Below are 24,114 nucleotides of genomic sequence, written 5' to 3'. Positions count from 1 at the left end.
GGCCAAACCACTGTTTTGATGGTCTCGATCACAAATTTCGCTGCCCGACAATCAGTAACGAGCAATTTTCCTTGTGCATAACTGCATTTCCGGTCGGGCCCAGTAGTTGCTCCACCGCGGCGTGGTTGTGCACACTCACCACCACCATTCGGACGCTGCGGTCATTTATCGCCACATAGTCGATGGGATTTCGATGGGTGACCCCTGCGTCTAACTCTAGGTCCGGGTATCGCCGTCGCCACCGCTCAAGACGTCGCTCCGCCCTGGCGAGCGACTGGTGGTCTGCATTCTCGGCCGCACGCCGGTTGGTGTGCTCGCTTCCTCCACTTGATTGACAGCTAATTGCATGCAACGGCAAATTGCGGAGCCGCGCTTCCTCCATCGCGGGCCCTATTACGGCATCGGCATCGTCAGACTCAGGGCCGATCGCAAAAATCCAGTGTGCATCGCGGCCGTCTCGGCCGTTGTAGCTGCGAATTACCGCCACGGGGCAGCGCGCCGATACCGCTAGGGCCGCGGCTGTGGAACCGGTTCGCTCAGGGGCGAAATGGTTGATACCGGCAGCGCCGACACAAACCATCACTGCCGACGCCGACGCCCGAACCAAGGCACTAACCGGCGGTTCCTGGACAATTTCGATCTCGATTCTGACCGGCTTGTCCTCCGCCTCTACGGACATGGCCGCGTAGCGGACCGCACTTTCAGCCACGGCAAGCTTGCGAGCCGCCCGGTCGGCCGACACGCACCCCGTCTCTTCCGGCTCGATCGCATATAGCAAGCGCAATGGAATATTGCGGTCGATCGCCTCATCGACAGCCCATAACGCCACATCATTCGCCGCTCGAGAGCCGTCAATGCCGACGACGATGGCTGAAGGTTTCGCTGACTTTGACATATGTTGCTCCACTCCGGGGATCAGACGTTTCGCACCAGAGTTTTATTGGTGCGATCTTGCGCGACCGTCGTCTGACGGTCGGCTAAGTACAGGTAGGTGACAGATTCACTGCGGTGATCGATTTCGAACCCGCCGCCGCCCAATAGGCACATGTGCGTTGCGGCATGACAGTCTTCGGTGGTCGCGCGAAGTTGCCCGGTGCGCTCTGGGGCCCGCGCAACGTCTGCTGACGGGTGCTGCACCGCGGTGAATTCCTCGCTAGCTAGCAGCCACCAACTTTTCAGTGGGTTGGCCTCGACGCGGCCCGAATGCGGCAGCCTGCTCTCCGCGGCACCGACGCCATCAATACAGAACTGAGTGCCAAGGCTCATTCGCAGGTCGATACTCGTCATCATCTTGTTGACTCTCTTGAATTCCTTGACACTCGGATTCACCCGAGCGCTCGGGCCGATTTCACCCGCCGCAAGTGAACGTATGCATTGATGACCCCGAGTGGGCAGAGTCGTTGGGCCGGTCTTAGTGGGTCTTTGGTCCCAATGCCGGCACCTATGCCTTCAGCGAATTGCAACCGCGGCGGAAAAGTGCGGCCGTCGGTCGGCGTGAATGGATGCAGCGTGGCCTACGTCCGGTGCGACTGACGAATGTCATTTGCGATAGGTGACTTCAGTCCCTCGCAGGGGTGACAGCCGAACGCCCAAGCTTGAGGGGCCGAATGAGCGCCGACCGGGTAGATGCCGGTTCGCGGGCGGGCTTGGAGCCCGCGCACTATGGAACGGAGGTCGAAATGAAAGCACCACTGGATTACCGGACCCCGACTCGAATGCTCGCCCGCATACTAGGCCCCTTCATCGTAGTCGTGACCATTACAGCGGCGACCCGCCCAGACATGCGAACCATGCTCGCGGAGTTCGGGGCCAGCGCCGCATTGCCTTGGGTGACGGGGAGCTTCTTGCTCTTGGCCGCCCTCAGTATTGTTGCGGTGCATCAGTACTGGCGCGGCGCGGCAGCCGTGATTATATCCGCGCTGGGCTGGCTGTTGGTATTGCGCGCGGTTTGGTTGATGGCCTTCCCGCACGCTTTCATGGCGGCTGCCAAAGCGTCGATCGCTCTGACCCCACTATGGGCCGGAGTCGAAATTCTCTTCGGGGTGGTCGGCCTCTACCTCACTCTTGTTGGTTGGGTGACCACACCGACATTGCAGGAGACGCGGGTAAAGACGGCTGCGGAACTACCGCGCGCAGCCTGACAGATAGCGGGGGGACCAACTGCAGACATCAGGAGGGTACGCGGTCATGAGCACATCGATCGACGAAGTTCCACCACCAGCCGATGCGGTGTGTATTTTCGGTTGGCAGCTCGACAGCTTGTGGTTTCGTGATTTCGTGGCACGCTCGTACCTCGGCGGACCAGTCCACGTCCGCGTTTATGGTCGCCAATTTGCCGACGGGACCACGCGAAGATGGATTGCCCTGCCAGGTCCCCAGCTAGACGGCTTGGACGCGCGAGCGGCGCGCGAGCTAGCTGCCACGCTGATCGCTGCGGCCGACGACGTTGACCGTTCATGCCTGAATCAGGCACTCCCACAACTAGATTCAGAGTCAGCTCATCCACCAATTGCAACTCGGAGGCCGAGATGAATCAGTCGAACACGCTGCCAACTGTCATAGCCGGCATAGACGGCTCAGATGCCGCGATCGCCGCTGCCTTGTGGGCTGTCGACGAGGCAATCGCCCGTGATGCACCACTTCTACTCGTGCATGGCGCCAATGTCGCACCGGCACAACCTGACTGTGATTTCCGGCTCCAGGTGTCTTTGGCTGAACCATTGTTCCGAGCTGCCGAGGCGGCGATCGCAGCAACCGGAAAAGTCGCCAAGGTCGAGACAGCAGTCGTCGGAGCCGGACCGCGGGCAGGCCTGATAGCCGAGTCACGCGCAGCCCAGATGATTTGTGTCGGATCTCTCGGACTCGGTCACACGCAACACCTTCCGGGATCAACGGCTGCCGCGCTGGGTAACGCAGCATTCTGTCCCGTTGCCATCATCCGTCCCGACGAACCCGCCATGAAGTCCGAGGGCGCATGGATTGTGGTCAGCGTTGATACGTCGTCCGACAGCGATCTGATCATCAAGCACGGATTCGCCGAGGCAAGTCTGCGCAACGCACCCCTGTGCGCACTCGGGATCGGTTCGGACGCCAATATGTCCGAACATATCGGCCGCCGCTTGGATCCTTGGCAGGAACGCTACCCATCTGCTTATGTAGAAGCCGCGCCGGCGCTGGGCGGTGTCGCGGAATTCATCGCGGGCACAACAGAACCCGTCCAACTTGCGGTGATAGGTGCCGGCCAGATCGCGCCGCTGATGCGTTTCACCCCGTCATCCGCTGCCTCGATCGTTGACTATTGCTCAGTGCTGGTAGTACGCCATTGAGAAGTTGGCCTCTGCTTTGCACTAGTGAGCAATTGCCGAGGCTGACGCATGTGCTCCGCACGCCCCATACCCAGAGCCCTGGACTAGGTCTGGTCACGCAATTTTGTTGCCAAGAAACGACTTTGGTCCCACACTTGCAGGACTTCTGGCCGATGCGCTGTCCTGTTGCCCAACGATTAAATAGTTGCATGAAAGCATCAAACACCGCCGGCGTCACCATACTGCCGGAGCATGAATGCTGGGACCTACTTGCCGGTGGGTCATTGGGCCGGCTCGTGACCAGTGTTGACGGGCGCCCCGAGATCTTTCCCGTGAACTATGTTGTTCAGCGCCGGACGATCTTGTTTCGCACGGAGGGCACCAAGCTGGTCAGCACGGCGATAAACAGACACGTGGTGTTCGAGGTCGATGACCACAATGTCGCGGAAGGCTGGAGCGTCATCGTCAAGGGCACGGCCCGCTCCCTGCGTACCGATGAGGAGATCACGAACGCCGAACGCGCCCAAGTGCTGTCGTGGACGGGGTCCGAGAAGTCACACTACGTGCGTGTCATACCGGAATTGGTCACAGGTCGACGATTTGACTTCGGACCAAGACCAGCCGAGGCGCCAATACACTGATGAGTGAGAGCTGTTGTCCCGCAACATCTACGCTGCGCACAATGCCTGCTTGCGAGCCATCGATGCCTACCACGACCGGTTTCATGCCCGTCTCCTTTTACCCGCGAATCCCACCTACGAACGCCGGTCGACCAGACAACCGTGAGCACGAAAGTGCTCGTTCTTGAGGCTGTTTCGCAGATCAAGGGCATCACACCCGGATTCACCGACTACGACGATCCAGACTTGGCGTGCTGATCGTTGTCGATGCGCAATGTTCTGCACGGTGTTTGATTGCAAGTAGTAGTCGTCGTGCGCCAAGTGCGACCATGGGCCTGAGCATTTCCACAGCGACGACGTCGCCAGGATGGTGCAGCGCGATTCTGGTCCGGGTGAGGAGTCGGACGCGGTCCTCCCAGTGCGGCTGAAGGTGTAGTGACCATGCTGCATCCCAGGCTCTGCCGGGCCGAGTGGCATGGAACACGAGGTACTCCTCAGGGACGATTGCAGTAACCGTCAAAACGACGTCATTGGGTAGTCCCATCGAGCTTGCGGCCGCCGGGGTGCACACGTCACCCACTCGGAGCCGATCGCTACCGATCTCGGCGCAGGCAAATGAATCCTTCTGTCGCTCAACCAATTGCTCCAACAGCGGCCAGACCACAGATGCGGGCGAATCAACGAAGACCGCCTCGGTCACCTCGACAGTTGGCTCCTTCACCACCGCGTCGCCAGGCAGCCGCATCTGACATTCCGCTTTCGTGGTGCCCCAGTTGCGGTAGTACCGACGCGCGCAATAAAGCGCAGCGATGGGCACAGAAACCTGCACAATCCACTTGATCTTGGCCACTGTGTCAGTCTGCTGGGGCGCTTACCCCAGCTGCGAGAGTCGTTGGTCCCGCGCGAGGAAGCCAAAGTGCCCAACTAGCTCGGTCGCCAGACTGGCATCTCCTGCACCGTCATGCCTGCTGGCACCAATGACGAGATGATCTGGCAATTTACTCGTCGGAGTCGGGCTGGGCGACCACGAGCACAGTCGAGCCTCTGGTGTGCTCGCCGACTGCGGTCGTGAGATAGGCCAGGTAGTCCTCCTCGCGCACTGACTGCGCGACGGTGATCTTGACGGTCGCCTTGGCTGATCCGTTGTCGGCGAACCGCCCAGATACGGGTTCCACTGTGATTCCACTGACGGATGTACCGGTGATCGTGTACTCGCTCGCGTAGTTGCTCATCCGCTGGGCATCGACTGTCACAGTTCCGGTGCTTCCCGGTGCGATCGTGACGATGGGGCGGGAGATGTTGACGGTTACGGCCGAGCCACCCGCGCCGAACGACGGTGGCGCGGAGGATTCGGACGTGCCCCATACCTTGTTCGGGTGCGCCGAGAGAGTGAACGCCAGGTCTGCGCCGGTTTGGATGATCGACTCTGGAAGAAATGTTTGCACGCTGGACTTGCCGTCGATGACAAGGCCGTTGATGTATTTCAGATAGCTCGGCGCGGACGCGCCCGGGGCCGAGATGCGGATGGACTTGCCGCCGGGGAGCCCGATCACAACGCGATCGAACAGTGGTGTGTTCAGTGTCAGGATCGGGGTGCCCGGGGTGCACGGGTACATGCCGAGGGCGGCCCAGACGTACCAGCTGGACATTGCGCCGAGGTCATCGTTGCCTGGCTCACCGTCGGGTGTCGGACGGAACAGACCCCGCACCCGGTCGACCGTTCGCTGGGTCTTCCAAGGTTGTCCGACATAGTTGTACAACCAAGGGACGCCAAAGCCGGGCTCGTTACCGGCCCACAGGTAGGGCTCGTTTGGGCCGGCGTTGAGCTCTTTGACGAAGCGGTCGAGCCGGGCGGCCGTTGACTTGCGGCCGCCGAGTGCAGTGATCAGGCCGGCGACGTTCTGGGGCACCCACCAGACGTATTGCTCGGCGTTGCCCTCGTCGTAGCCGTCCTGCCCGAAGCCCGAGGGGGATTCCACGAATCCGGGGCCGTCGCGGAAGAACCCGGTTGGGCTGCGCGGCGAGATGTACCCGGTCGTGGGATTGAACAGGTTCTGCCAATACTGCGCGCGGTTCTGGAACTCGGCCGCGGTCGCGCTGTCGCCCAGCGAGTGAGCGAACCGGGAGATGGTGAAATCGTCGACCGACCACTCAAGAGTGATCGAGGCGCCGGCAACTCTGCCATCGGTGCTGAACTCCCGTATCTGCGGTGCGTAGCCGAACTGCAGATAGGTAGCGATTCCGGGCCGTTCCACGTAGCCGTTGAGCCCGGTCCCGCCGTCGGTCGCTGCCTTCACCATGTAACGCAGCGCCGTTTTGGTGTCGAAATCTTTTGCGCCAAAGACATAGAGGTTCACGATGAGCGGGACCACGTTGTCGCCGGTCATCTCTCCTGTTGCCGCGTTTGCGAGCGCCCAGCGCGGATACGATCCGCTCTGCTCCGCGTCGTTGACGAGGGACTGCGCCATGTCGTTGGCGATTTTCGGAAAGAGCAGCCCGTGCAGGGCCGCAACGCCTCGGTAGGTATCCCAGTCGGAGAAGTTGGCATACTGGGTGCGCCCCTCGGCCGCCATGTGAGTGAACCCATCGAATCCGATGTAACGCCCGTCGACGTCGTTGAAGGTGTTGGGGTGCAACAGCGTCCGGTACAGCGATGTATAAAACGTCTCCACGTGGTCGACGTTTCTTCCGGCCACCGAGATGTGTGACAGCGCGGCGTTCCATTCCGACGATGCGGCGGCACGGACCTGGTCGAAGCTCGCAGTGCCTTCGGCGGCGAGGTTCGCCATCGCCCCGTCGATGCTCACGTAGGAGATCGCGGTTCGCACCTCGAGCACTGAACCGGCCGGGAAAGCCACATAGCCCCCGCTGTATTGCGCATTCGCTCTGCGTGCTCCTGCGTACACCCACTTGCCGTCCCAGGTGCCGTAGTGGGTGAACGGCTGGCTGAACTTCATGGCGTAGTAGATGGTGTAAGTGTTTCTCTTGTCGCAGAATCCGCCGCTGGTCGCCCATCCGGTGATCGTGGTGTTGTCCTCACCGAGTCGGATGGCCGAGCGGGAATTTCCAGCGAGCGACGCCCCTGAGCGAACGTGGAACAGCGCCGGTCGAGAATCGTTCGGGTAGGTGAACCTACCGAAGCCCGTGCGGGTGGTGGCGGTGAGTTCAGTGGTCACTCCGGTGACGGGGAACCGAACGGTGTAGTAACCGGGCACACCCACCTCGGTGTCGTCGTGCGCGATTCTCTCCCATGCGTTCCAGGGCTGGGAACCGATCGCGTTGGTGGTCGGCAACATTGAGACGTCGCCGAAAGCCGCGCAGCCCACCGAGGCGTGGGTCAAGCTGAACCCACTGGAGTGCGGGTTGTGGTAGTTGTAGCCGGCGTAGGTGCCGACGGTGTCCGGCGAGTATTGCACCATGCCGAACGGCAACGAGGCGCCCGGGAAATTGTTGATCTCCCCGACCGTCTCACCGCCCGTCCCGGTGCCGTTAAGCGTGTCGACGTAATCGACCGGATTCGCGACGAACCCCGGCTGGCCGTCGTAAGCAGCGGGCGGCGCAGCCGCTATGAACGACATGATGACGCCCGTCGTTGCGACGAGGGCGATGGCAGTCCTTCGGGGCCTCATGGCGCTCTTTACTGCAACGTCTACCTCATCAGTTCCCTCAGCCCGCGGCCCACTCCTTCGCGCGCGCAAGCTCGTCCAGGCCGAACAGTGCGATCTCGCCGGGGACCATCCACGCGAGAGCGTGCAGAGTGTGGGCGACCCAGTCCTTGTCCGTCACCACAGCGATTCGCTTGAACGCCGAATGATGCTGGAAGAGTGCACCAAAGCCTACCTTCAGGTCCTCGACCAACCCGCCTGGACCGAAGCCCTCGTAGTCGGATGCGATGATCTCGACGATCCTGATTTCGCCGGTTTTCAACCGCTCCTCCATGGTGGGTTTGAACTCGCGCAGGTCCTTACCAATCAGTCGGCCCGACACGCGGATACCGGTCACGCCTTCTGGCATGTCCGCCAGTACTTCGATCATCGATTACTCCTTCTGGGTCGATGGGATCCTGCGCCCCGGTGATCTCGGGGAGTTCGGTCAACGCCACTGAGTATCGGGACATCATGACTGCGATCCGCTCTTGCATCACTAAAAGTCGGACTCATGTTGTACTACAGAGCTTTCGCTGGCGTTGAGCGTTCAGACAAGTTCATCGGTCGTCCTCAAGTTAGCAACGCCCCTTCGTGTTCGTAGAGAGCTGGTGAGCGTCTGATCTGGTTGCAATGTCGAGCACTTCGTCGAAGCCTGCGACAAGGCAACGATTGAAAACATCGAAATCCGGGATCGCAGCGGTGTCAATGTTTATTCCCACGGCGCACATGTCTACGTGCGTCAGCAGTGTGACGTTGAAGGCAGCGCCGAGTGTCGGCGAGAATGCGTATTGCATCCGCACCGCGGCGCCGGCGAGATAGGTCTGTTCGGCAAAACCAGGAACGTCGCTCGCGATGAAATCAACTTTCCGCAGAACGGAACTCACGTACCGACTCGGCGCGAGACGAAGAGCACCGGCAACCAGTTGGGTCAAGCCCAATGACTCTTCCTTACGGGCTTTGCAGGTTAGCCCGTGGACGAAGCGGATGCGCTGCGAGGCATCCGCGGATCGCGCCGGCACCTCCAACCGCATCAGGGTCGCGTGGTTGCCACCAAGCGGATCATCCGGCGTCCGGACGCTGATGGGCATGGTGATCACCAACCGATCGGCCGCAGTCCCGTGCTTCTCGTGATACCGCTGCACTCCGCCAACGACCGCGGCAATGAACGCGTCGTTCAGCGATCCGCCGGCTACGGCGCCCGCTTCGTGCAGGCGGTCGGTGGGCACTTGATACGTTGCGAGCCGCCGACCCTGCTGACGTTTGAGCATGAGTGGGGAGCCGACCCGACTCACAGGTCGCACCGTTCGCCAAAGCGACGCGGTTGTCGAGTAGGCCTTTGTCAATGCTTTGAGTGGGTTCCGCAATCCGTTTGCAAGTCGCGGCACAGCCTTCATCGACGCCACGAGCGCGTCTGTCGCGTAGGCAATTTCATTTGCGAGGAATTTTGGGTGATCCGGCAAGGGCCGCGGCACGGGCCCCACGGCACGGTTGGGCGCCAGGCGTGGTTCGTACTTCTCCGTGCGGTCGTACAGCGCTGCTGCTATGGCGACGGCACCCACGCCGTCGGTGAGTGCATGATTCAGCTTGCACAACAACGCCGCCGCTCCGTCTGCTAAACCTTCGATCAAAGTCGCTTCCCAGAGCGGCCTGGCCCGATCGAAGTCAGCCATCGCTGCGATGCGGGCCATCTCCAACAGGACTTGCATGTCGCCGGGTGCAGGCGCCGCAACTTTTCGCACGTGGAAAGTAAGGTCAAACTCGCTATCCCGCTCCCAGCGTGGCGGGGTCAACCCGACAGAAGTCACTACCCGCTCGCTGAACACCGGAACGGTGCGGCATATCAGCTCGAATCGATTCTTGACCTCCTGCCAGTCCGGCAGCCGATCGAACAGGATCAACACCACAATCGTCGAACGAAGACGCGGGTCGCCCTCGATCGACCATATGAAAGCATCACTGCTGCTGAGGAATTCGGTATCAGGCAGGAACCTACGGTCCGCACTGTCAGCATAGCCTTGGCAATCGGTCCCCGTTGGCATCGAACCGCGCTGGCCGCCCCGAGCATCATTGGACTTCCCGTAACCAATGCGACTCATCATGGCCTCCTATGCGAGATCTGCTGGCTATCACACTCTGCTAACGCAGTTTCTAGGTAGGGCCGAAAGTAATTATTGGTAGGTATCGGTAAGTCAACCGCATTCCTGCGGTCCGTTGTCCGCTACCGTGGGGCCTGCCTTGGCGTATCCCCGCTAAGTGGACAAGTTGGAATCTGATGTCCAGGTGGGCGAGCAGGGACTAAATGCTCTCGCAGCGAGTGTCATTCGGCACGAAACGATGGGCATTTGGCGCTAGCCAGATCCGTCGGCCTGGCGTGATCGTCGATTTATGGATAGACGCCGCGCCGAAAACCACTACGAGGAAACTGATTTCAGAGTCAGCTGGCGTCCACATACCTGCTCCTCCCTCTCACGAGAGCGCGTTGTTACCGCACCGACTGCGGACGTCATGCGATGGTTCGACACATCGCCTGAAGGATTGTCCACCGACGAGGCAGACGCAAGATTGGCCGCGGTGGGCCCCAATTCTGTTCGCAGTCATCGATTCAGCGCCATATCTGTGCTGATGCGGCAGCTCAACAACGCGGTTTTGGGCCTACTGGCCGGTACCGCGTTGTTGTCCCTATTCCTCGGCGACAGTACGCAAGCCGTCGTCATCGGCACTATTCTGGTCATCAGCATCGGACTATCCTTTCTCAACGAGTATCGCGCCGAGCGGACTTCGGCAGCTCTGCACAATCGAGTCCGCCATCTGGCGACGGTCCGCCGCGACGGGGAGCTAACTCGCGTTGACGTCTCCTCATTGGTTCCCGGCGATGTGATTCGAATGCAGCTCGGTGACGTAGTTCCAGCTGATGTCCGACTGATCACGGCGTCGAAGTTCGAGTGCAACGAGAGCATCCTCACCGGCGAGTCCACACCGTCGGAGAAGGCGCCCGAACCGGTTCCAGACGACAGCGCCATCTGCGACTCCTCGAATCTCGCATTCATGGGTACTGTCGTCAGTGCGGGCGAAGCGACGGGCGTAATCTACGCGACCGGATGCAACGCTGAATTCGGCCGCCTCACACTTGGTTTGGGCGAGCGGCAGCCAGAAACGGACTTCCAGCGCGGCCTGCGGCACTTTTCGTACCTACTGCTGAAGGTCGCGATGGTTCTGACCGCGGCCATCATCTGCATCAATCTCTTGCTCCAACGACCGCTCATCGACTCTGCACTGTTCGGCTTGGCCATCGCGGTCGGCATTACCCCCCAACTGCTGCCCGCTATCGTCAGCACAAGCCTTGCCTCCGGTTCGCGACGCTTAGCTCGGCTCCAAGTACTCGTCAAACGTTTGGTGTGCATTGAAGATCTGGGCGACATCGACATTCTGATAACGGACAAGACAGGCACCCTCACCGATGGGCACATCAATCTCGTGGCCGCGATCGGCCCAGACGGTAAGGAGTCTGCCTCGCTCGTCCGAAGCGGAATGCTCGCCACCGATGTTGACCCAGCAAAGGGTGGAGTGAGCGGGAACGAACTTGATTCAGCGCTGTGGCGTGGCCAGACTGTCGTCGTCGGCGCAAACCGTTTGAGCACGCTACCCTTCGATCACGTACGGCGCACCACCTCGGCGCTTCTCGATCTTCCCGAAGGCAGGCGCATCGTGGTGAAAGGCGCTCCTGAGCAGGTCATGGCGCACTGCGTCGACATTCCTGGTACCGCCCGCGGGACGCTGGCAGCACTATTCGCCGACGGCCGCCGCGTCGTCGCAGTGGCCAGCAAATCCGCTCCCGACCAAGTGACTCTGTCCGCCTCCGATGAAATGGAGTTAGATCTCGAGGGGTTTCTCGTGTTCGCGGACAACCCGAAACCCGATGTGCGTCGCTCTTTGGAACGGCTCTCGCGACTAGGTATCGAGGTCAAGCTGGCCACCGGCGACAATCCCGTCGTGGCGGAGAAGGTATGCACTGAAATTGGTTTGGATTCCAGGGGTACCGTCACCGGCACGGAGCTCGAAGCGATGAGCGACGGCGAATTCGACTCAGCGGTCGACAACCACACCATCTTCGCTCGTATGTCACCTGAGCAGAAGGCCCGTGTCATCTCGTCGCTTCGTCAATCCCGGCGAAGTGTCGCATTTCTCGGAGATGGCGTAAACGACACGCTAGCGATGCATGCCGCCGATGTGGGCATTTCCGTTGACACCGCAACGGACGTCGCGAAGGACGCGGCAGACGTGGTGCTGCTGAAAAAGGACCTCGGTGTCCTGGCTGAGGGAGTCGCTGAAGGGCGTCGCATTTTTGCCAATACCATCAAGTACGTATTAATGGGAACGTCAAGCAATTTCGGCAACATGTTCAGCGCTGCAGCAGCATCCGCGGTGCTCACCTTCCTGCCGATGCTGCCCAGCCAGATCCTGTTGAACAACTTGCTATACGACACCTCGCAACTCGCTATACCGTCTGACCGAGTTGACGACGACCAACTGCGCGCGCCCGCACACTGGGACATTGAATTCGTCCGACGGTTCATGCTGTCGTTCGGCCCAATCAGTTCCCTGTTCGACTTCTTGACCTTCGGCCTGATGCTTGGTGTCCTGCGCGCCGGGCCCGTTGAATTTCGCACCGGCTGGTTTGTGGAATCCCTTGCAACGCAGACACTTATAATATTCGCCATTCGCACCAGACACGTACCGTTCCTGCGAAGCAAAGCGAGTCCCTTACTCACCGCAGCGACGCTGGCAGTCATCGCGACAGGGGTGGTCCTGACGATCTCGCCGGCCGCGCATGGTCTTGGGTTCATGCCACTCCCCTGGACCTTCTTCGCCGCGATGGTCGGGCTGACGATGGCGTATCTCGTTTTGGTGGAGGTGACCAAGACCTGGTTTTATTCCAAACCAGATAGCAGGCCGGGCGCGCACCGAAGCCGCGGACGTACACACCGCATTGATCGCCGCGCTGCGCGATTTGGCCATGGCGGAGCAAAGGTTTCTCGTTGGCTCCCACCCAAACCGCTAACGGTTCGCACCGCCTGCACGATCGTATTTCCGACCGCGGCAGCCAATCCGGACCGCAGATACGCATGTCGGCTGCGAAACAATGGATTACGAAGCCACGGATCTTGTCTAACCACCGCACTCGGCGGCAAAGTCGCCTCGAACCGACCCTCTCCGCCAATTGGAGAACATCAACCAAGCCGCCGCGGGGCCCGAACTACACACCCTCGACGGTCAACTGGCTGAGGATGGTCCCCAGCATCGCGATGGGGAACCGGTTAGCAACTAACTCTCTGGCCCGTGGGAAGACTCCGCCGTTGTCGCCGGGTTCTGGCTGTGGGCTCGTGACTGCTGCTCACCGCCGTAAGCCTCCTGCGGCAGGGTCGTCAGTCGGCAACGCCGACGACAAATTAATCACACCGCAAATAGCTGTGAGCAAGCTCTTTCAGATCATCAAGCCTTTCGAACAGTGCCCTCCCTTCCCTGACCCAACCACCGAATTCCGCGTGACGTCTTGGAGGCTGACGCGAATACCAGTCGTCGAAATCGATTTCATAGCAACAATACTCGACTAGGAGCGCCCCCAATTCCGCATCGACGGCGAGTGTTTCGTTCGACGCCGACGACAAAAGTGTGGATAGAGCGAAGAATGGCGAAGATGCAAGAGGGGTCATGGGTTGATCAGTTGCCTTCGGGCTTCGTCGATGACAATAACTTTGCAGACACATCGCTGTCGCCAGATGCAACGACCTTCCGGGCCCGCGAAGACGGATGACGGCGCATTGCTTCCCGACGCTCAACGGCATATTTCTGAGCCGCAACCCACGATGGATGCGCTTGAAAAGCGACGACCGTCGTCGCAGTCGTTGGCGCTGTCACCGCCCACTCCATTCAGGCCCATTGGATACTGACATCATTACTGCCTCCTGGAACCGAAATCGCATTACTTGTACTCCTATTGCAGCAAGTCACTCGACTAGCCGGCTAGGGACTTATGTCCCCGTTTCGGTACCAAGCTGTCACCCGTTTGCGTTTTTGACGTCGGCCATCGTCGTCGGCGTGCCGCAAACTCATCGCACATCAAGGTGCCGCCGGCTGCGAAAGCCTGCGGGCAAGGACGCCTCGTGGGAAGAATCGGGCGGGAATGCGTAGTGTCGCCGGACGGTTGACCGGAACCCATCGAGGACGTAAGTCCCTATTCACCAGACCTTTTAGCTTCGTACGGTTGGCGATGAAAGGGAAAGCGGACCAGGAACCTTAACTCTGAGGTGGTGGCCTTTAAATGCGAACGACGCTCGACGCTGAAAGCCTCAAGAACGCTGTGCTGCTGGCTTGTCGGGCCCCGTCCGTGCACAACAGCCAACCATGGCGATGGGTGGCCGACGGCTACGGCTTGCGACTGTTCCTCGATCGGAGCCGCACAGTCTTGGGCACTGACGATGCGGGGCGTGACGCGGTCGTGAGCTGTGGGGCGGTGCTCGATCACCTTCGAGTTGCGGTGCGGGCTGCAGGTTGGCATGCCGAAATCAGCCGGCTTCCTGACTCGACACACCCCGAACAGCTAGCATCCATCCAATTCAGCAGGGCAGATCGCGTGACCGCAGCCCAGCACAACCGCGCAGAAGCAATACCTCAGCGCAGGACAGATCGGCTTCCGATGGGATGGCCCTCATACTGGGATTCCTTCGAACCGGTCCTGCGAAGCTTGTTCGACGACAGCCTGGTTACGCTGCACGTGCTTGCCGACAGCGCGCGACCGCAGCTGGCCGAGGCCTCGCGGCTTACCGAAACTGTCCGTCGCGATGATTGGCACTATCACGCCGAACTAGACTGGTGGACTTCGCCATTCATGATGCACGATGGCGTGCCGCCGATCACGCTAGCCTCTGCTACAGAACATCGCCGGGTTGATGTCGGACGTGAATTCCCGATCCGATCGGACGAGGATCGCCGACCCGAGATCAAGGTGGATTGGTCCAAAATCGTTGTGCTATCGACGCCCGAAGACACAACGGCGAACGCATTGAGATGCGGCGAAGCGCTCTCCACTGTGCTACTGGAGTGCACAACGGCGGGAATGGCGACCTGCACACTGACCCATCTGGTCGAGGTGGACGAAAGCCGTGACATCGTGCGCGGACTCATTAAAGAGCAGGGCGAACCCCAGGTACTGATCCGCGTCGGACTGGCACCGCCGATGGAAGCCCGACCGGCACCAACACCTCGGCGTCCGTTGGCAGAAGTGCTACAGATCTGCACCGAATCCAAGTCGTAACGGCGCCGAAAATCGCGCACAATTAGGCTGCACAGCCAATCCAAATAGCTGGGGGCCGCGGCACACGCTGCGTTCGCTCACCGCCAACATCGGTCAATAAGGTGAAAACGCCTTGGGATCACCGATCGGAAAGCCATTCAACGACGTCGCGCTGCGGACGACGCGGAGTGGCGGGCAGCGGATCCGCATTAGCCGCCGGCCAGCCGACCCTCAGCAACATCTGCGGATAGCCGCCGTCACCGAACACGCTGGCGCGTAGCATCTCTCGTGTCTCTGAGACCTCAAGCGGCTCGGTAATCGGACAAGAAGCTAGGCCCGTCGCCGTTGCGGTGAGAAGCAGAAGGCTGGTGGCTTCGCCAGCGCGGAGTCTGGCCAATTCGTCGTCAGTGCGAGTCCCGAGGGCCAAAACGACCGCGCTGTCCTCGGCGGGTGCAACGTCCGGTGGCAAAGCCAGCGCGGAACCCGCATAGAGCCTGCTCGGAATCGGCGAGGCCGGATCTGAGACTGGGATGTTGCGAGCAGGTACGCCGGCTTCGGAAAGGTGCCGCCCGCTCCACGAGGCAAGTTCCACAAGGTATTCCGCATCGGCGGCGTGCTGCAAAACTGATTGAGAGACAATGACATTCAAATCATCGAGCGCGTCCACTACATGGAGCATCACGCCGTTTCGAGCCGCGCGCGCGGCCATCAAGGCGATGTCAGACACTGGGACCTGCCAGAAACTGTAAGGTCGCCGGTCAGTTCGCCGCCGCGGGATCGCGGCCGCGAGTGTGATGTCAAGGGTGTCGGGTTGTTGAGGAGTTACCTCGATTGAGGCCAGGTGACTGAGATCAGCAGGATTGGGTAGCCGCACCACCTTTGCACGCCAACCCACCGCCGCCAGCGCGACCACGCAGTGATTCAGCGCAGCGCCGCAACTCAAGAGGAGATCACGCCCGTCCGGGTCGGTGTGAGGCAGTTGCAAGCTAGCATCGGCGTACAGATGAAGGCTCGACATACCTACTTGCCAACGCCACGGTTGCGTGTTGTGCACGGATGGTGCACGAGAAGCTAGCGCCAGCGCGGTGCGGATGGTGCCGCGATCTGGGAAGTGTGTATTCATGACTTGCGCTCCTCTCCGGCGCTAGAGCCTTCTCTCAGATTGGCGCGATCAACCCTCGAAATCGAGAGCATGGCGTCTCTAAATGAAGTGACTTTGTGCCATACCGCACGGTTTGGGACTGCCCCCGGTTCAGTTGACTCCTTGACAGTCGCCCTCAGCTGGGCCCTAGAGGCTTCAACCGCTGGTACACGGATGAGCGTGCATGAGTCAACGTCGGTGCTCATCGCGGGCAACTGTGCCAGCGCAGCATGCTTCGCTCAACAGATCCGCGGAAGCTGTTCCCCTAGTTGACGTTCGATGACTTGAGTCGTACCGAACGGCGTCTTGCCTACCACTAGGCCCGGATGTTCGGCGACCACCCGGCCGATGAGCGCGGCATTGGCGCCTTCCGGCCGCGCTCGCATCGCGTCCAGCACCTCATCGCTGCGCTCGGGGTCGACGAACGCCACCATTTTTCCCTCGTTGGCCACCTGCAGCGGATCGAGCCCGAGAAACGAGCATGCTGACGAAACCGTATCGGGGACCGGCATTTTCGCTAGGTCCAGCTCGATGCCGACGGAGGCCGCGCGGGCGATCTCAACGACCGAGGCCACCAACCCGCCCCGGGTGGGATCGCGGAGCGCATGCACGCCAGCGCCTCCGGCATCCAGCATGGCAACAACCAGCAGATGAAGTGGGGCACTGTCAGTGGTCACCACCGTGCCGAAGTCGATGCCCTCGCGCACACTCATGATCGCGACGCCGTGTTCGCCGAGATTGCCCGAAATCAAAATGTGGTCGCCCGGGCGCGCTCGTTCGGGTCCGAGATGCACGCCTGCGGGGACCACACCGACACCGGCGGTATTGACGAAAAGCTGGTCTGCGCCACCCTTTGCGACGACCTTGGTATCGCCGGTGACGATCCCGACACCAGCGTTGCCGGCGGCCTTGCCCATGGTCTCGGCGACCGCGCCGAGAACATCGAGTTCGAGTCCCTCCTCGAGGATGAACCCTGCCGTCAGCGCGATCGGTTGCGCCCCGCTGCAAGCCAAATCGTTGATCGTGCCGTTGACCGCCAGGTCGCCGATATTGCCGCCGGGGAAGAACAACGGTTGCACGACATAGGAATCGGTGGTCAGCGCGATGCGTCCGCCGTCTACTTCAAGCAACGCGGAATCGCGCGCAGGCCCGGCCCTGCCACCGAACGCCGGCAGGAACAGATTCTCGATCAACTCCTCGGACAGCACCCCGCCGCCGCCGTGGCCGAGCAGGATTCGCTTCGTCTCGCGCAACGGCAACGGGCACACCCAGTCGGCCGGGTCGACAGCGACCGGTGACTCAGCCATGAGCCGCGGCTGCCAACCGACGGAACTGGTAGTAGGCCGCGCAGGCACCTTCACTGGAGACCATGGTCGCGCCCAGCGGCGTGCGTGGTGTGCAGGACTTTCCGAATGCCGGGCACTCGTTGGGTTTCAATAAGCCCTGTAGCACCTCGCCGCTGCGGCATTGCGCCGACTCGGACACCCGCAGGTGACCGACCCCGAACTTCAGCTCGGCGTCGAACTGGGCGTAGCGCGGCGACAGGGTCCATCCGGACTTGGGAATCATGCCGATTCCTCGCCATTGCCGGTCGGTCACCGCGAACACGTCCGCGAGCGTCTGCTGGGCGACGGCGTTGCCCTCGGCGGTGACCGCCCGCGGATATGCGTTGCGCAACTGCGGCGTTCCGGCCTCGAGCAGGTCCACCACCTGCCGGACGCCCTCGAGCAGGTCGAGCGGTTCAAAGCCGGTGACCACGATGGGGACCCGGTATTTGTCCACCAGCGGGCCGTACTCGCTGGTACCCATCACGGTGCAGACATGACCGGCGGCCAGGAAACCCTCGACCCGGTTGGTCGGCGAACTGAGGATCGCCGTCATGGCCGGCGGCACCAGCACGTGTGAGACCAGCATCGAGAAGTTGGTGAGCCCGAGCCGTTGCGCGTGGACCACCGCCATTGCGTTGGCAGGTGCGGTCGTTTCGAAACCCACCCCGAAGAACACCACCTGCTTGTCGGGGTTGTCAGCCGCAATCCGGGTGGCGTCCAGCGGCGAATAGACGATTCGGACGTCACCGCCGCGGGCACGCACACCGAACAGGTCTTGATGACTTCCGGGCACCCGCAGCATGTCACCGAAAGAGCAGAAGATGACGTCGTCGCGTGCGGCGATCTCCAGGGCGCGGTCGATCATCTCCAGCGGTGTCACGCAGACCGGGCATCCGGGGCCGTGGATGAATTCCACTGCACCGTCCAGTAACTGGTCGATTCCATTGCGGATGATCGAATGTGTCTGCCCGCCGCAGACTTCCATGATGGTCCAGGATCTGGTAGCCCGTTTCTTGATGTGATCCACCAACGTGTGGGCGGCCACCGGGTCGCGGAATTCGTCCAGGTATTTCATGCCGGTTCCCTCCTGCCCTGACCGTCGTCACCGGCTAGTTCCTCGTCGAGCACACCGAGTTCATCGAACATCCGCAGGGTCTCCTGCGCAGACGCCTCGTCAAGTCGAGTGATGGCGAATCCGGCGTGCACGATGGTGTACTCACCGATCTCCATATCCGGCAGGTACGCCAGGCAGACCGTCTTGGTGGTGCCGCCGAAGTCGACGGTGCACATGCGTGTTCCCGCCTCGTCCCAGGTGGCAATCACCTTGCCGGGAATTCCGAGACACATTCGCTCGACCCCCTTTCTTCCAATTTGCATTGTCGTCGCGCAGCGATCACGGCCTGACCCAACGCGAGGCCACCGTCGTTGCAGGGCAACACCGCATGGGTCAGAACCTCGAAACCCTTACTGCTCAGATCGTTACGAAGGCCATCAAGCAACAGCCGATTGACGAATACGCCGCCAGTCAGGCCGACGACCTCCACTCCGTTCATGCTGGCGGCTGCTGTGCACACGGCGTCTGAGGTGGCTCGGACTACGGCGGCGTGGAAGCCGGCCGCCAGATCTGGTTCCGCAGCTCCGGCTAGCAAGTGCCGCACCAGCTCGGTGATCAATGGCGCCGGGTCCAGAACGCCCGCAGTCACCTCGATGTTCAGCGGCAGCGGGCGACCCCGGCGGGCGAGATGCTCGAGTTCGATGGCGGCCTGGCCCTCGTAGGTCACGTCGTGGCAGACGCCGAGCAGGCTGGCGACGCCGTCGAACAATCGGCCCATGCTGGTGGTCTCGAAGCATCCGATACCACGAGGTATCTGCTGGGCAAGCACACGTTTTGCCTGCTCACCCAGCATGCTGACGGCCGGGATGTCTGGTGTCCATTCAACCCCGGCCCGATACAGCAGATCCAGCGCGATCCGGCCGGGGTGACGCACGGCGCCGTCGCCGCCAGGCAATGCAAACGGTTTCAGATGTCCGACCCGAGTGAAGGCATCCGGGTCGGTGATCAGCAGTAGCTCGCCGCCCCAGATCGTGGCATCGGTTCCGTAACCGGTGCCGTCGAAGGCCACCGCGAGCATCGGGGTGCCGAGCCGCCCGTGTTCGGCCAGAAGTGATACGGCGTGGGCGTGATGATGCTGCACATGCACGACAGGGCGGCCGCGGCGACGCGCCCAGGCGGTGGTCGCGTAAGAGGGGTGCAGGTCGCAGGCGATGACTGCCGGGCGGCGGTCGGTGATGAAATCCAGGTGATCCAGTGCAGACTCGAAGCAGGACTGCGTTCGGGGATCAGCCATGTCGCCCAGGTGCGATGACATGTGCGCATGTCCATCGGTATCCATCAGGCAGAACGTCGTCTTGAGATCACCGCCGGCGGCCAGGATCACCTCGTCGCCGCCCGCACCGACCAGCACCGGCAGCGGCGCATAACCGCGCGACCGGCGAATCGGCACCACTCGACCATCCCCGGCCACAGCGAGAACCGAATCTTCGCACGGGACATGGATGGGCCGGTCGTGGCTGAGCACCGCGTCAGCCAGTCCGTCGATCCATTCCAGATCGGAATCGCGAAAGACGATCGGCGATCCGCCGTTGTTGGCCGAGGTCATCACCAATGGGGCCGGGCCTAACCGGTCGAACAGCAGGTGGTGCAGGGGCGAATATGCGACTAGCACGCCGATCTCGGACAGACCCGGTGCCACCGAACTCAGTATTTCGTCGCGGGCAGAAAGCAGAACGATCGGCGCGGCTGACGAGGTGAGAAGTTCCGCGGCAGCCGACTCGACACGGCAAATGCGTTGCGCCGCAGAGACATCAGGCACCATTACGGCAAACGGCTTGGCGGGACGATCCTTTCGGCGCCTCAGGTTGGCTACTGCCGCCGCATTGTCGGCGCGGCAGGCAAGATGGAAACCGCCGATGCCTTTGACCGCAACGATGAGTCCGTCGTCCAGTGCGCGGGCAGCGGCGGCAATGGGGTCGCTGCTATCGCCGGGACCGCGCCAGGCAAGCCTCGGTCCACAGTCGGGGCAGGCCACGGTCTGCGCGTGAAACCGGCGGTCGCCGGGGTCTGCGTACTCGGCCGAACACTGTGGACACATCGGAAATTGCGCCATAGTGGTCGAAGGTCGGTCATACGGCAGGTCGGTGATCACCGTGTAGCGCGGACCGCAGTTGGTGCAGGTGATGAACGGGTGCCGATAGCGGCGGTCGGTGGGATCGAACAGTTCACGTAGGCAGTCGTTGCAGATGGCGATGTCGGGGGGCACCAGGGTGCGACCGCCATCGGCAGTGCGGCTGTCGACGATTCGGAACCCGAGTTCGCCGGTGGGACGAATCTCTGTGGCCCGCAGGGAGTCGATGCGGGCCATGGGCGGATGGTCGGCACTGATCGCACGCATGGCCGCCGCCACCGCTTCGGGTGCGCCCTCCAATTCGCAATGCACCGAACGCGAATCGTTGAAAACGTGGCCGGCCAGGTTGTGACGCGCGGCGATCCGCGCGACAGCAGGGCGGAATCCAACTCCTTGGACCACGCCGCTTATGTCGAGTTGGAGTCGCAGACTGCCCACAACACCCTCCTGAGCAGCAATGGGCCACCATGCCTGATGGGCTGTCAGCATGGGCGGTCAAGCCCCAGGCTAGACCCGGCAAATGTGGGCGACAATCACAATTTCGCACACAATGTCTGCGTTTTTCCGCACCCGATCTTCGCGACAGCGATGTCTCCCACGGGGCAGCATGGTGTAGTGCACGAGTTGTCGCTATGTCATGCAATCGCCGGTGTGGTGAAACCACACGCGGCAGGCCGCCGCGTCGACGTCGTTCACGTTCAGGTCGGCGCGCTGCGCCAGGTGGTCCGCGAATCGCTGGAGTTCTGTTGGTCCTTGGTCTGCCAGCATCTCGACGCCGGCATGGCCGACACCGAACTGGAGCTCGAGTTCGTCCCCGCCGAAGTGCTATGCCGTGCCTGCGATGAACGTTCACAGATCGAGTCTCGATGGTCGGTGTGCTGTCCAGTTTGCGGAGTCGCCGACGTCGAGATCGTTCGGGGCAACGAATTTCTGGTCACGTCCGTGCTGGTGTCATGAAAGGGATTGCAAATGGGTAGGTTTCACCGGCACGACGACGGCACCGTGCACAGCCACGAGCATCGTGACCATGATCATGCGCATGCCGATCACGGCGATCACACCGGCTACGCAACCGCTTCGCAACGGATAGAGGTACTGGAATCGATCTTCGCCGAGAACGACACCCGCGCCGACATCAACCGCAAAGCGTTCGAGAGCAACGGTGTTCGCACATTGAACCTGATGAGCTCACCGGGTTCCGGTAAGACCACCGTGCTGGCCGCCACCCTCGACGAACTCGCCGGCGAATTGTCGGTCGGGGTGATCGAAGGTGATATTGCCACCGACCTGGATGCCGCCAAACTCGGCGGTCGCGGCGCGCAGGTGTCGTTGTTGAACACCAGCAACGGATTTGGTGGCGAGTGTCATCTGGACGCCCCGATGGTGAACCGGGCCATGCAAGGGCTCGACCTGGCGCCGTTGGACCTGGTGATCATCGAGAACGTCGGCAACCTGGTGTGCCCCGCTGAGTTCGACGTCGGCGAGCACGCCAAGGCGATGGTGTACTCCGTCACCGAAGGCGAGGACAAGCCCCAGAAATACCCGGTGATGTTCCGATCGGTCGACATCGTGCTGCTGAACAAGATCGACTTAATTCCGCACCTCGACGTGGACCTCGAAAGCTACATCGAACACATCCGGCAGGTGAACCCGAGCGCAACGATCCTGCCAGTAAGCGCACGCACCGGCCAGGGCATGTCGCGTTGGTTCGACTGGTTGCGACAGTTCGTGGGCGCGGACGCCACGGTCAGACCCGTTGAGTCTCGGCTATAGGGCGGCAGTGCGACTTTCGGAATGTTTCGAATGCCAGAGGTTTCGATTTTATTGCTCCATCCAGCACCAACAAAGCCAGAGCACCCGCGATTCCCAATAGTCAGAGCTCTCCAACCGGCAGTACCCACTAGCTGCCGCGGCGACTCCGTCACGCAACGATATGGCACCTAGCTCGATCGACCGCCAAGACATTCGGTCAATGACGAACTTGCCGTCATGAGGGCACGTCGCGCGGAAATCGTCGGTGGGATCTGCGGAGTCGCCCAGCGCCCACCGGAGATCCGCCGCCGTCACCTAGGCCGCTCAGTCCGACGATTTGCCCCCATCCCTGCCACCGGCCGCGCCGGTTGACGCCGCACCACGAAAATTCGCTTTTCAGTGTGCTTTTGGGCATCCAGTGGACATTTGACAAAAGGGATGAGCACAGAAAGCTTGAGAAGCCACCACAACAAGCGGTCGCCGCGGCGCAGCAGCAGCGCCGCAACAACGTCGTCGCCGCCGCTAATCCTCAGTTCCGTCAACCGCGACAAATGAAGTTGAAGCACCACGGCGACCGAGTCCGTGAGGCACGGCGGTCACCCATCTCAGATGACGGTCACCCATTCAGATGAGCCGCGTCGATCATCAGTCAACGGCCGCAGAGCTCCGCAACGCCACTGAATTGCCATATTCATGTCGCATCCGACATTTGGTTTTGACAAATTGCCATCGAAAATGACAACCGACAACAACAACTCTGTCGGTTGCCATTCTTTGTGTCATCAACCAACTCTCCTACCTGCGGTTCTCCGGGATTGCCACGCATCTTGGCGGACTCGTTTTTGCCAACTTGATGACGAATCCTGCAACCAGACGGCTCGTTCCGGTTTTCTGGCTCAGTGCAGGCGCAGGATCGACACCATTGACATCAGGCAGCGAGAAACCCCTCGCCCGGCCAGTCGTCCGCAAGGTCGCTTAACCCCGCTGTCGCGAGATAACTAACCCTTCAGCGGCCTGCCTCACCGGCACACCCGCATCCACTAACTGCTAGCTGATCACCAAACCGAACACAGTCCTCCGAGAACGACATGGTCGCCGCAACCTCGCAAATCGACAGTGTTGCGACGACCGCGTGAACCCGCCACTGATGAAATGGGCGATTCTGCGTCTGGGGGACGAGTTAGTCGCCCCCAGCAGGCTCAGTAGTAGTGACGGCGGCCGCCGACAGCACGTCCCGCGGATCCCAGGACCGCCAAAATCGCGCCGACGACAAGCAAGACGGCCATCCGGGCGCGCGGTGCCCGACTCTATCGACAGGGTCGCACACCCGACTCGGTGCTCGCCTATCTATCAACGCGCTCATGCTGCTCGGCGTCATCCGGCCCGGGCACGCTAGCAACCGCGGCGTCAGAGCTTGTTGGCGAGGACGTCGAGATTGCTGATGTCCGGTGGCAAGGCGAAGAGCTCGTCGGCTTTCTCCGCGAGGGCTTTTCCGACTGGACCGCCAAGATGCGTCTCGCGTGCCGCGTCGTCTGGGAACGCGTCGAAGATGCCGAACGTCGACGGGCCGAACCGAACCGCAAACCATGGTTTCGTGTCGGGTTCCTGCTCGACAAGCGGCAACGCCGAGACAAGAAATTCCTCGACTGCGCTTTCTTTGCCGGGCTTGGCCTCGAGCCGTACGAGCAATGCCTTCGTAGCCATGGCGATCTTCCTTAATAGGTGGTGGATGATTGGAGAACCAGAAGACCCAGCCGCAGTGGCGAGGGGTCAAACCACTTCTCGGAACCACTCTGCCCACTGGCCGGAGTCACAGCGTCGGTCCCGGCGGACCAAAATTCCTCT

Annotated in this window: 18 protein-coding genes and 2 pseudogenes; 7 read left to right on the top strand and 13 right to left on the bottom strand. The window is 61.4% G+C overall.

The genetic code is table 11. The features are described 5' to 3' along the window. Positions 1-28 precede the first annotated feature (28 nt). Both ACZY1I_RS28010 and ACZY1I_RS28005 read right to left on the bottom strand, forming a co-directional pair. Positions 29-895: a universal stress protein gene (locus tag ACZY1I_RS28010; protein ID WP_463760239.1), complete on the bottom strand. Its 867-nt coding sequence runs from the start codon at positions 893-895 to the stop codon at positions 29-31. Between the two features lie 20 nt (positions 896-915). After that, positions 916-1,266, bottom strand: coding sequence for a hypothetical protein (locus ACZY1I_RS28005; protein WP_463760236.1), 351 nt, complete (start codon positions 1,264-1,266; stop codon positions 916-918). A gap of 341 nt (positions 1,267-1,607) precedes the next feature. On the opposite strand from ACZY1I_RS28005, the gene ACZY1I_RS28000 reads away from it, so the two are divergent. The 3 genes from ACZY1I_RS28000 (at position 1,608) to ACZY1I_RS27990 (ending at position 3,946) form a co-directional block, all read left to right on the top strand. Further along, positions 1,608-2,141, top strand: coding sequence for a hypothetical protein (locus ACZY1I_RS28000; protein ID WP_463760233.1), 534 nt, complete (start codon positions 1,608-1,610; stop codon positions 2,139-2,141). Positions 2,142-2,528: 387 nt separating this feature from the next. Next, positions 2,529-3,326 carry a universal stress protein gene (locus tag ACZY1I_RS27995; protein WP_463760230.1) on the top strand — a complete coding sequence of 266 codons (798 nt, stop codon included), beginning with the start codon at positions 2,529-2,531 and terminating at the stop codon, positions 3,324-3,326. A gap of 188 nt (positions 3,327-3,514) precedes the next feature. Next, entirely contained in the window at positions 3,515-3,946 is a 432-nt protein-coding gene (locus ACZY1I_RS27990; protein ID WP_463760228.1) for a pyridoxamine 5'-phosphate oxidase family protein, read from the top strand. A 202-nt stretch (positions 3,947-4,148) separates the two neighbouring features. Here the strand turns inward: ACZY1I_RS27990 and ACZY1I_RS27985 are convergent, their stop codons facing one another. From ACZY1I_RS27985 to ACZY1I_RS27970, 4 genes are all read right to left on the bottom strand, one after another. Continuing rightward, complete coding sequence (locus ACZY1I_RS27985) at positions 4,149-4,775, bottom strand: SRPBCC family protein (protein WP_463760225.1); 627 nt, start codon at positions 4,773-4,775, stop codon at positions 4,149-4,151. Positions 4,776-4,923: 148 nt separating this feature from the next. Continuing rightward, on the bottom strand, positions 4,924-7,554 hold the full coding sequence (locus tag ACZY1I_RS27980; protein WP_463760223.1) for a GH92 family glycosyl hydrolase: 2,631 nt from the start codon (positions 7,552-7,554) through the stop codon (positions 4,924-4,926). A gap of 37 nt (positions 7,555-7,591) precedes the next feature. Further along, a complete protein-coding gene (locus ACZY1I_RS27975; protein WP_463760219.1) occupies positions 7,592-7,960 on the bottom strand; it encodes a SpoIIAA family protein in 369 nt (122 codons plus the stop codon). A 187-nt stretch (positions 7,961-8,147) separates the two neighbouring features. After that, complete coding sequence (locus ACZY1I_RS27970; protein ID WP_463760397.1) at positions 8,148-9,611, bottom strand: wax ester/triacylglycerol synthase domain-containing protein; 1,464 nt, start codon at positions 9,609-9,611, stop codon at positions 8,148-8,150. Positions 9,612-9,957: 346 nt separating this feature from the next. On the opposite strand from ACZY1I_RS27970, the pseudogene mgtA reads away from it, so the two are divergent. Both mgtA and ACZY1I_RS27960 read left to right on the top strand, forming a co-directional pair. Next, a pseudogene (gene mgtA, locus ACZY1I_RS27965) lies at positions 9,958-12,588 on the top strand (magnesium-translocating P-type ATPase); the annotation flags it as partial. 1,303 nt (positions 12,589-13,891) lie between these two features. After that, complete coding sequence (locus ACZY1I_RS27960; RefSeq protein WP_463760216.1) at positions 13,892-14,884, top strand: Acg family FMN-binding oxidoreductase; 993 nt, start codon at positions 13,892-13,894, stop codon at positions 14,882-14,884. 118 nt (positions 14,885-15,002) lie between these two features. Here ACZY1I_RS27960 and ACZY1I_RS27955 read toward each other — a convergent pair whose 3' ends face one another. From ACZY1I_RS27955 to hypF, 5 genes are all read right to left on the bottom strand, one after another. Continuing rightward, on the bottom strand, positions 15,003-15,986 hold the full coding sequence (locus tag ACZY1I_RS27955) for an Acg family FMN-binding oxidoreductase (RefSeq protein ID WP_463760211.1): 984 nt from the start codon (positions 15,984-15,986) through the stop codon (positions 15,003-15,005). Positions 15,987-16,243: 257 nt separating this feature from the next. After that, positions 16,244-17,311 carry a hydrogenase expression/formation protein HypE gene (gene hypE / locus ACZY1I_RS27950; protein WP_463760209.1) on the bottom strand — a complete coding sequence of 356 codons (1,068 nt, stop codon included), beginning with the start codon at positions 17,309-17,311 and terminating at the stop codon, positions 16,244-16,246. Further along, positions 17,304-18,407 (bottom strand): hydrogenase formation protein HypD, encoded by a 1,104-nt coding sequence (gene hypD / locus ACZY1I_RS27945; RefSeq protein WP_463760207.1) that lies wholly within the window; start codon positions 18,405-18,407, stop codon positions 17,304-17,306. Before hypD ends, hypE begins: the two co-directional genes overlap by 8 nt. Beyond that, a complete protein-coding gene (locus tag ACZY1I_RS27940) occupies positions 18,404-18,679 on the bottom strand; it encodes a HypC/HybG/HupF family hydrogenase formation chaperone (RefSeq protein ID WP_463760205.1) in 276 nt (91 codons plus the stop codon). Before ACZY1I_RS27940 ends, hypD begins: the two co-directional genes overlap by 4 nt. Continuing rightward, on the bottom strand, positions 18,652-20,955 hold the full coding sequence (gene hypF, locus ACZY1I_RS27935) for a carbamoyltransferase HypF (protein WP_463760202.1): 2,304 nt from the start codon (positions 20,953-20,955) through the stop codon (positions 18,652-18,654). The genes ACZY1I_RS27940 and hypF overlap by 28 nt, the downstream gene beginning before the upstream one ends. A 177-nt stretch (positions 20,956-21,132) precedes the next feature. Here hypF and ACZY1I_RS27930 point away from each other — a divergent pair, with 177 nt between their 5' ends. Together ACZY1I_RS27930 and hypB are read left to right on the top strand one after the other, a co-directional pair. Then, on the top strand, positions 21,133-21,474 hold the full coding sequence (locus tag ACZY1I_RS27930; protein ID WP_463760199.1) for a hydrogenase maturation nickel metallochaperone HypA: 342 nt from the start codon (positions 21,133-21,135) through the stop codon (positions 21,472-21,474). A 12-nt stretch (positions 21,475-21,486) separates the two neighbouring features. Then, on the top strand, positions 21,487-22,290 hold the full coding sequence (gene hypB / locus ACZY1I_RS27925; RefSeq protein ID WP_463760196.1) for a hydrogenase nickel incorporation protein HypB: 804 nt from the start codon (positions 21,487-21,489) through the stop codon (positions 22,288-22,290). A gap of 1,178 nt (positions 22,291-23,468) precedes the next feature. Here the strand turns inward: hypB and ACZY1I_RS27920 are convergent. Together ACZY1I_RS27920 and ACZY1I_RS27915 are read right to left on the bottom strand one after the other, a co-directional pair. Then, positions 23,469-23,549: pseudogene (locus ACZY1I_RS27920) on the bottom strand (DUF6131 family protein); the annotation flags it as partial. 127 nt (positions 23,550-23,676) lie between these two features. Continuing rightward, the gene (locus ACZY1I_RS27915; RefSeq protein ID WP_463760194.1) at positions 23,677-23,973 is read right to left on the bottom strand and encodes a putative quinol monooxygenase; all 297 of its coding nucleotides are present in this window, start codon (positions 23,971-23,973) and stop codon (positions 23,677-23,679) included. Positions 23,974-24,114: the final 141 nt, after the last annotated feature.

The organism is Mycobacterium sp. IDUB_37 (assembly GCF_055419245.1).
The sequence above is the reverse complement of the archived record's forward strand: the minus strand, read 5'-3'. Positions and strand labels throughout refer to the sequence as shown.

Coding starts and splice junctions, on each gene's coding strand:
- ACZY1I_RS27960 (WP_463760216.1), top strand. CDS start 13,892: ATGCGAACGACGCTCGACGCTGAAAGCCTCAAGAACGCTGTGCTGCTG.
- ACZY1I_RS28005 (WP_463760236.1), bottom strand. CDS start 1,266: ATGAGCCTTGGCACTCAGTTCTGTATTGATGGCGTCGGTGCCGCGGAG.
- ACZY1I_RS27995 (WP_463760230.1), top strand. CDS start 2,529: ATGAATCAGTCGAACACGCTGCCAACTGTCATAGCCGGCATAGACGGC.
- hypD (WP_463760207.1), bottom strand. CDS start 18,407: ATGAAATACCTGGACGAATTCCGCGACCCGGTGGCCGCCCACACGTTG.
- hypE (WP_463760209.1), bottom strand. CDS start 17,311: ATGGCTGAGTCACCGGTCGCTGTCGACCCGGCCGACTGGGTGTGCCCG.
- ACZY1I_RS27970 (WP_463760397.1), bottom strand. CDS start 9,611: ATGCCAACGGGGACCGATTGCCAAGGCTATGCTGACAGTGCGGACCGT.
- ACZY1I_RS27990 (WP_463760228.1), top strand. CDS start 3,515: ATGAAAGCATCAAACACCGCCGGCGTCACCATACTGCCGGAGCATGAA.
- hypB (WP_463760196.1), top strand. CDS start 21,487: ATGGGTAGGTTTCACCGGCACGACGACGGCACCGTGCACAGCCACGAG.
- ACZY1I_RS27975 (WP_463760219.1), bottom strand. CDS start 7,960: ATGATCGAAGTACTGGCGGACATGCCAGAAGGCGTGACCGGTATCCGC.
- ACZY1I_RS27980 (WP_463760223.1), bottom strand. CDS start 7,554: ATGAGGCCCCGAAGGACTGCCATCGCCCTCGTCGCAACGACGGGCGTC.
- ACZY1I_RS28000 (WP_463760233.1), top strand. CDS start 1,608: ATGAGCGCCGACCGGGTAGATGCCGGTTCGCGGGCGGGCTTGGAGCCC.
- ACZY1I_RS27955 (WP_463760211.1), bottom strand. CDS start 15,986: ATGAATACACACTTCCCAGATCGCGGCACCATCCGCACCGCGCTGGCG.
- ACZY1I_RS27915 (WP_463760194.1), bottom strand. CDS start 23,973: ATGGCTACGAAGGCATTGCTCGTACGGCTCGAGGCCAAGCCCGGCAAA.
- ACZY1I_RS28010 (WP_463760239.1), bottom strand. CDS start 895: ATGTCAAAGTCAGCGAAACCTTCAGCCATCGTCGTCGGCATTGACGGC.
- ACZY1I_RS27940 (WP_463760205.1), bottom strand. CDS start 18,679: ATGTGTCTCGGAATTCCCGGCAAGGTGATTGCCACCTGGGACGAGGCG.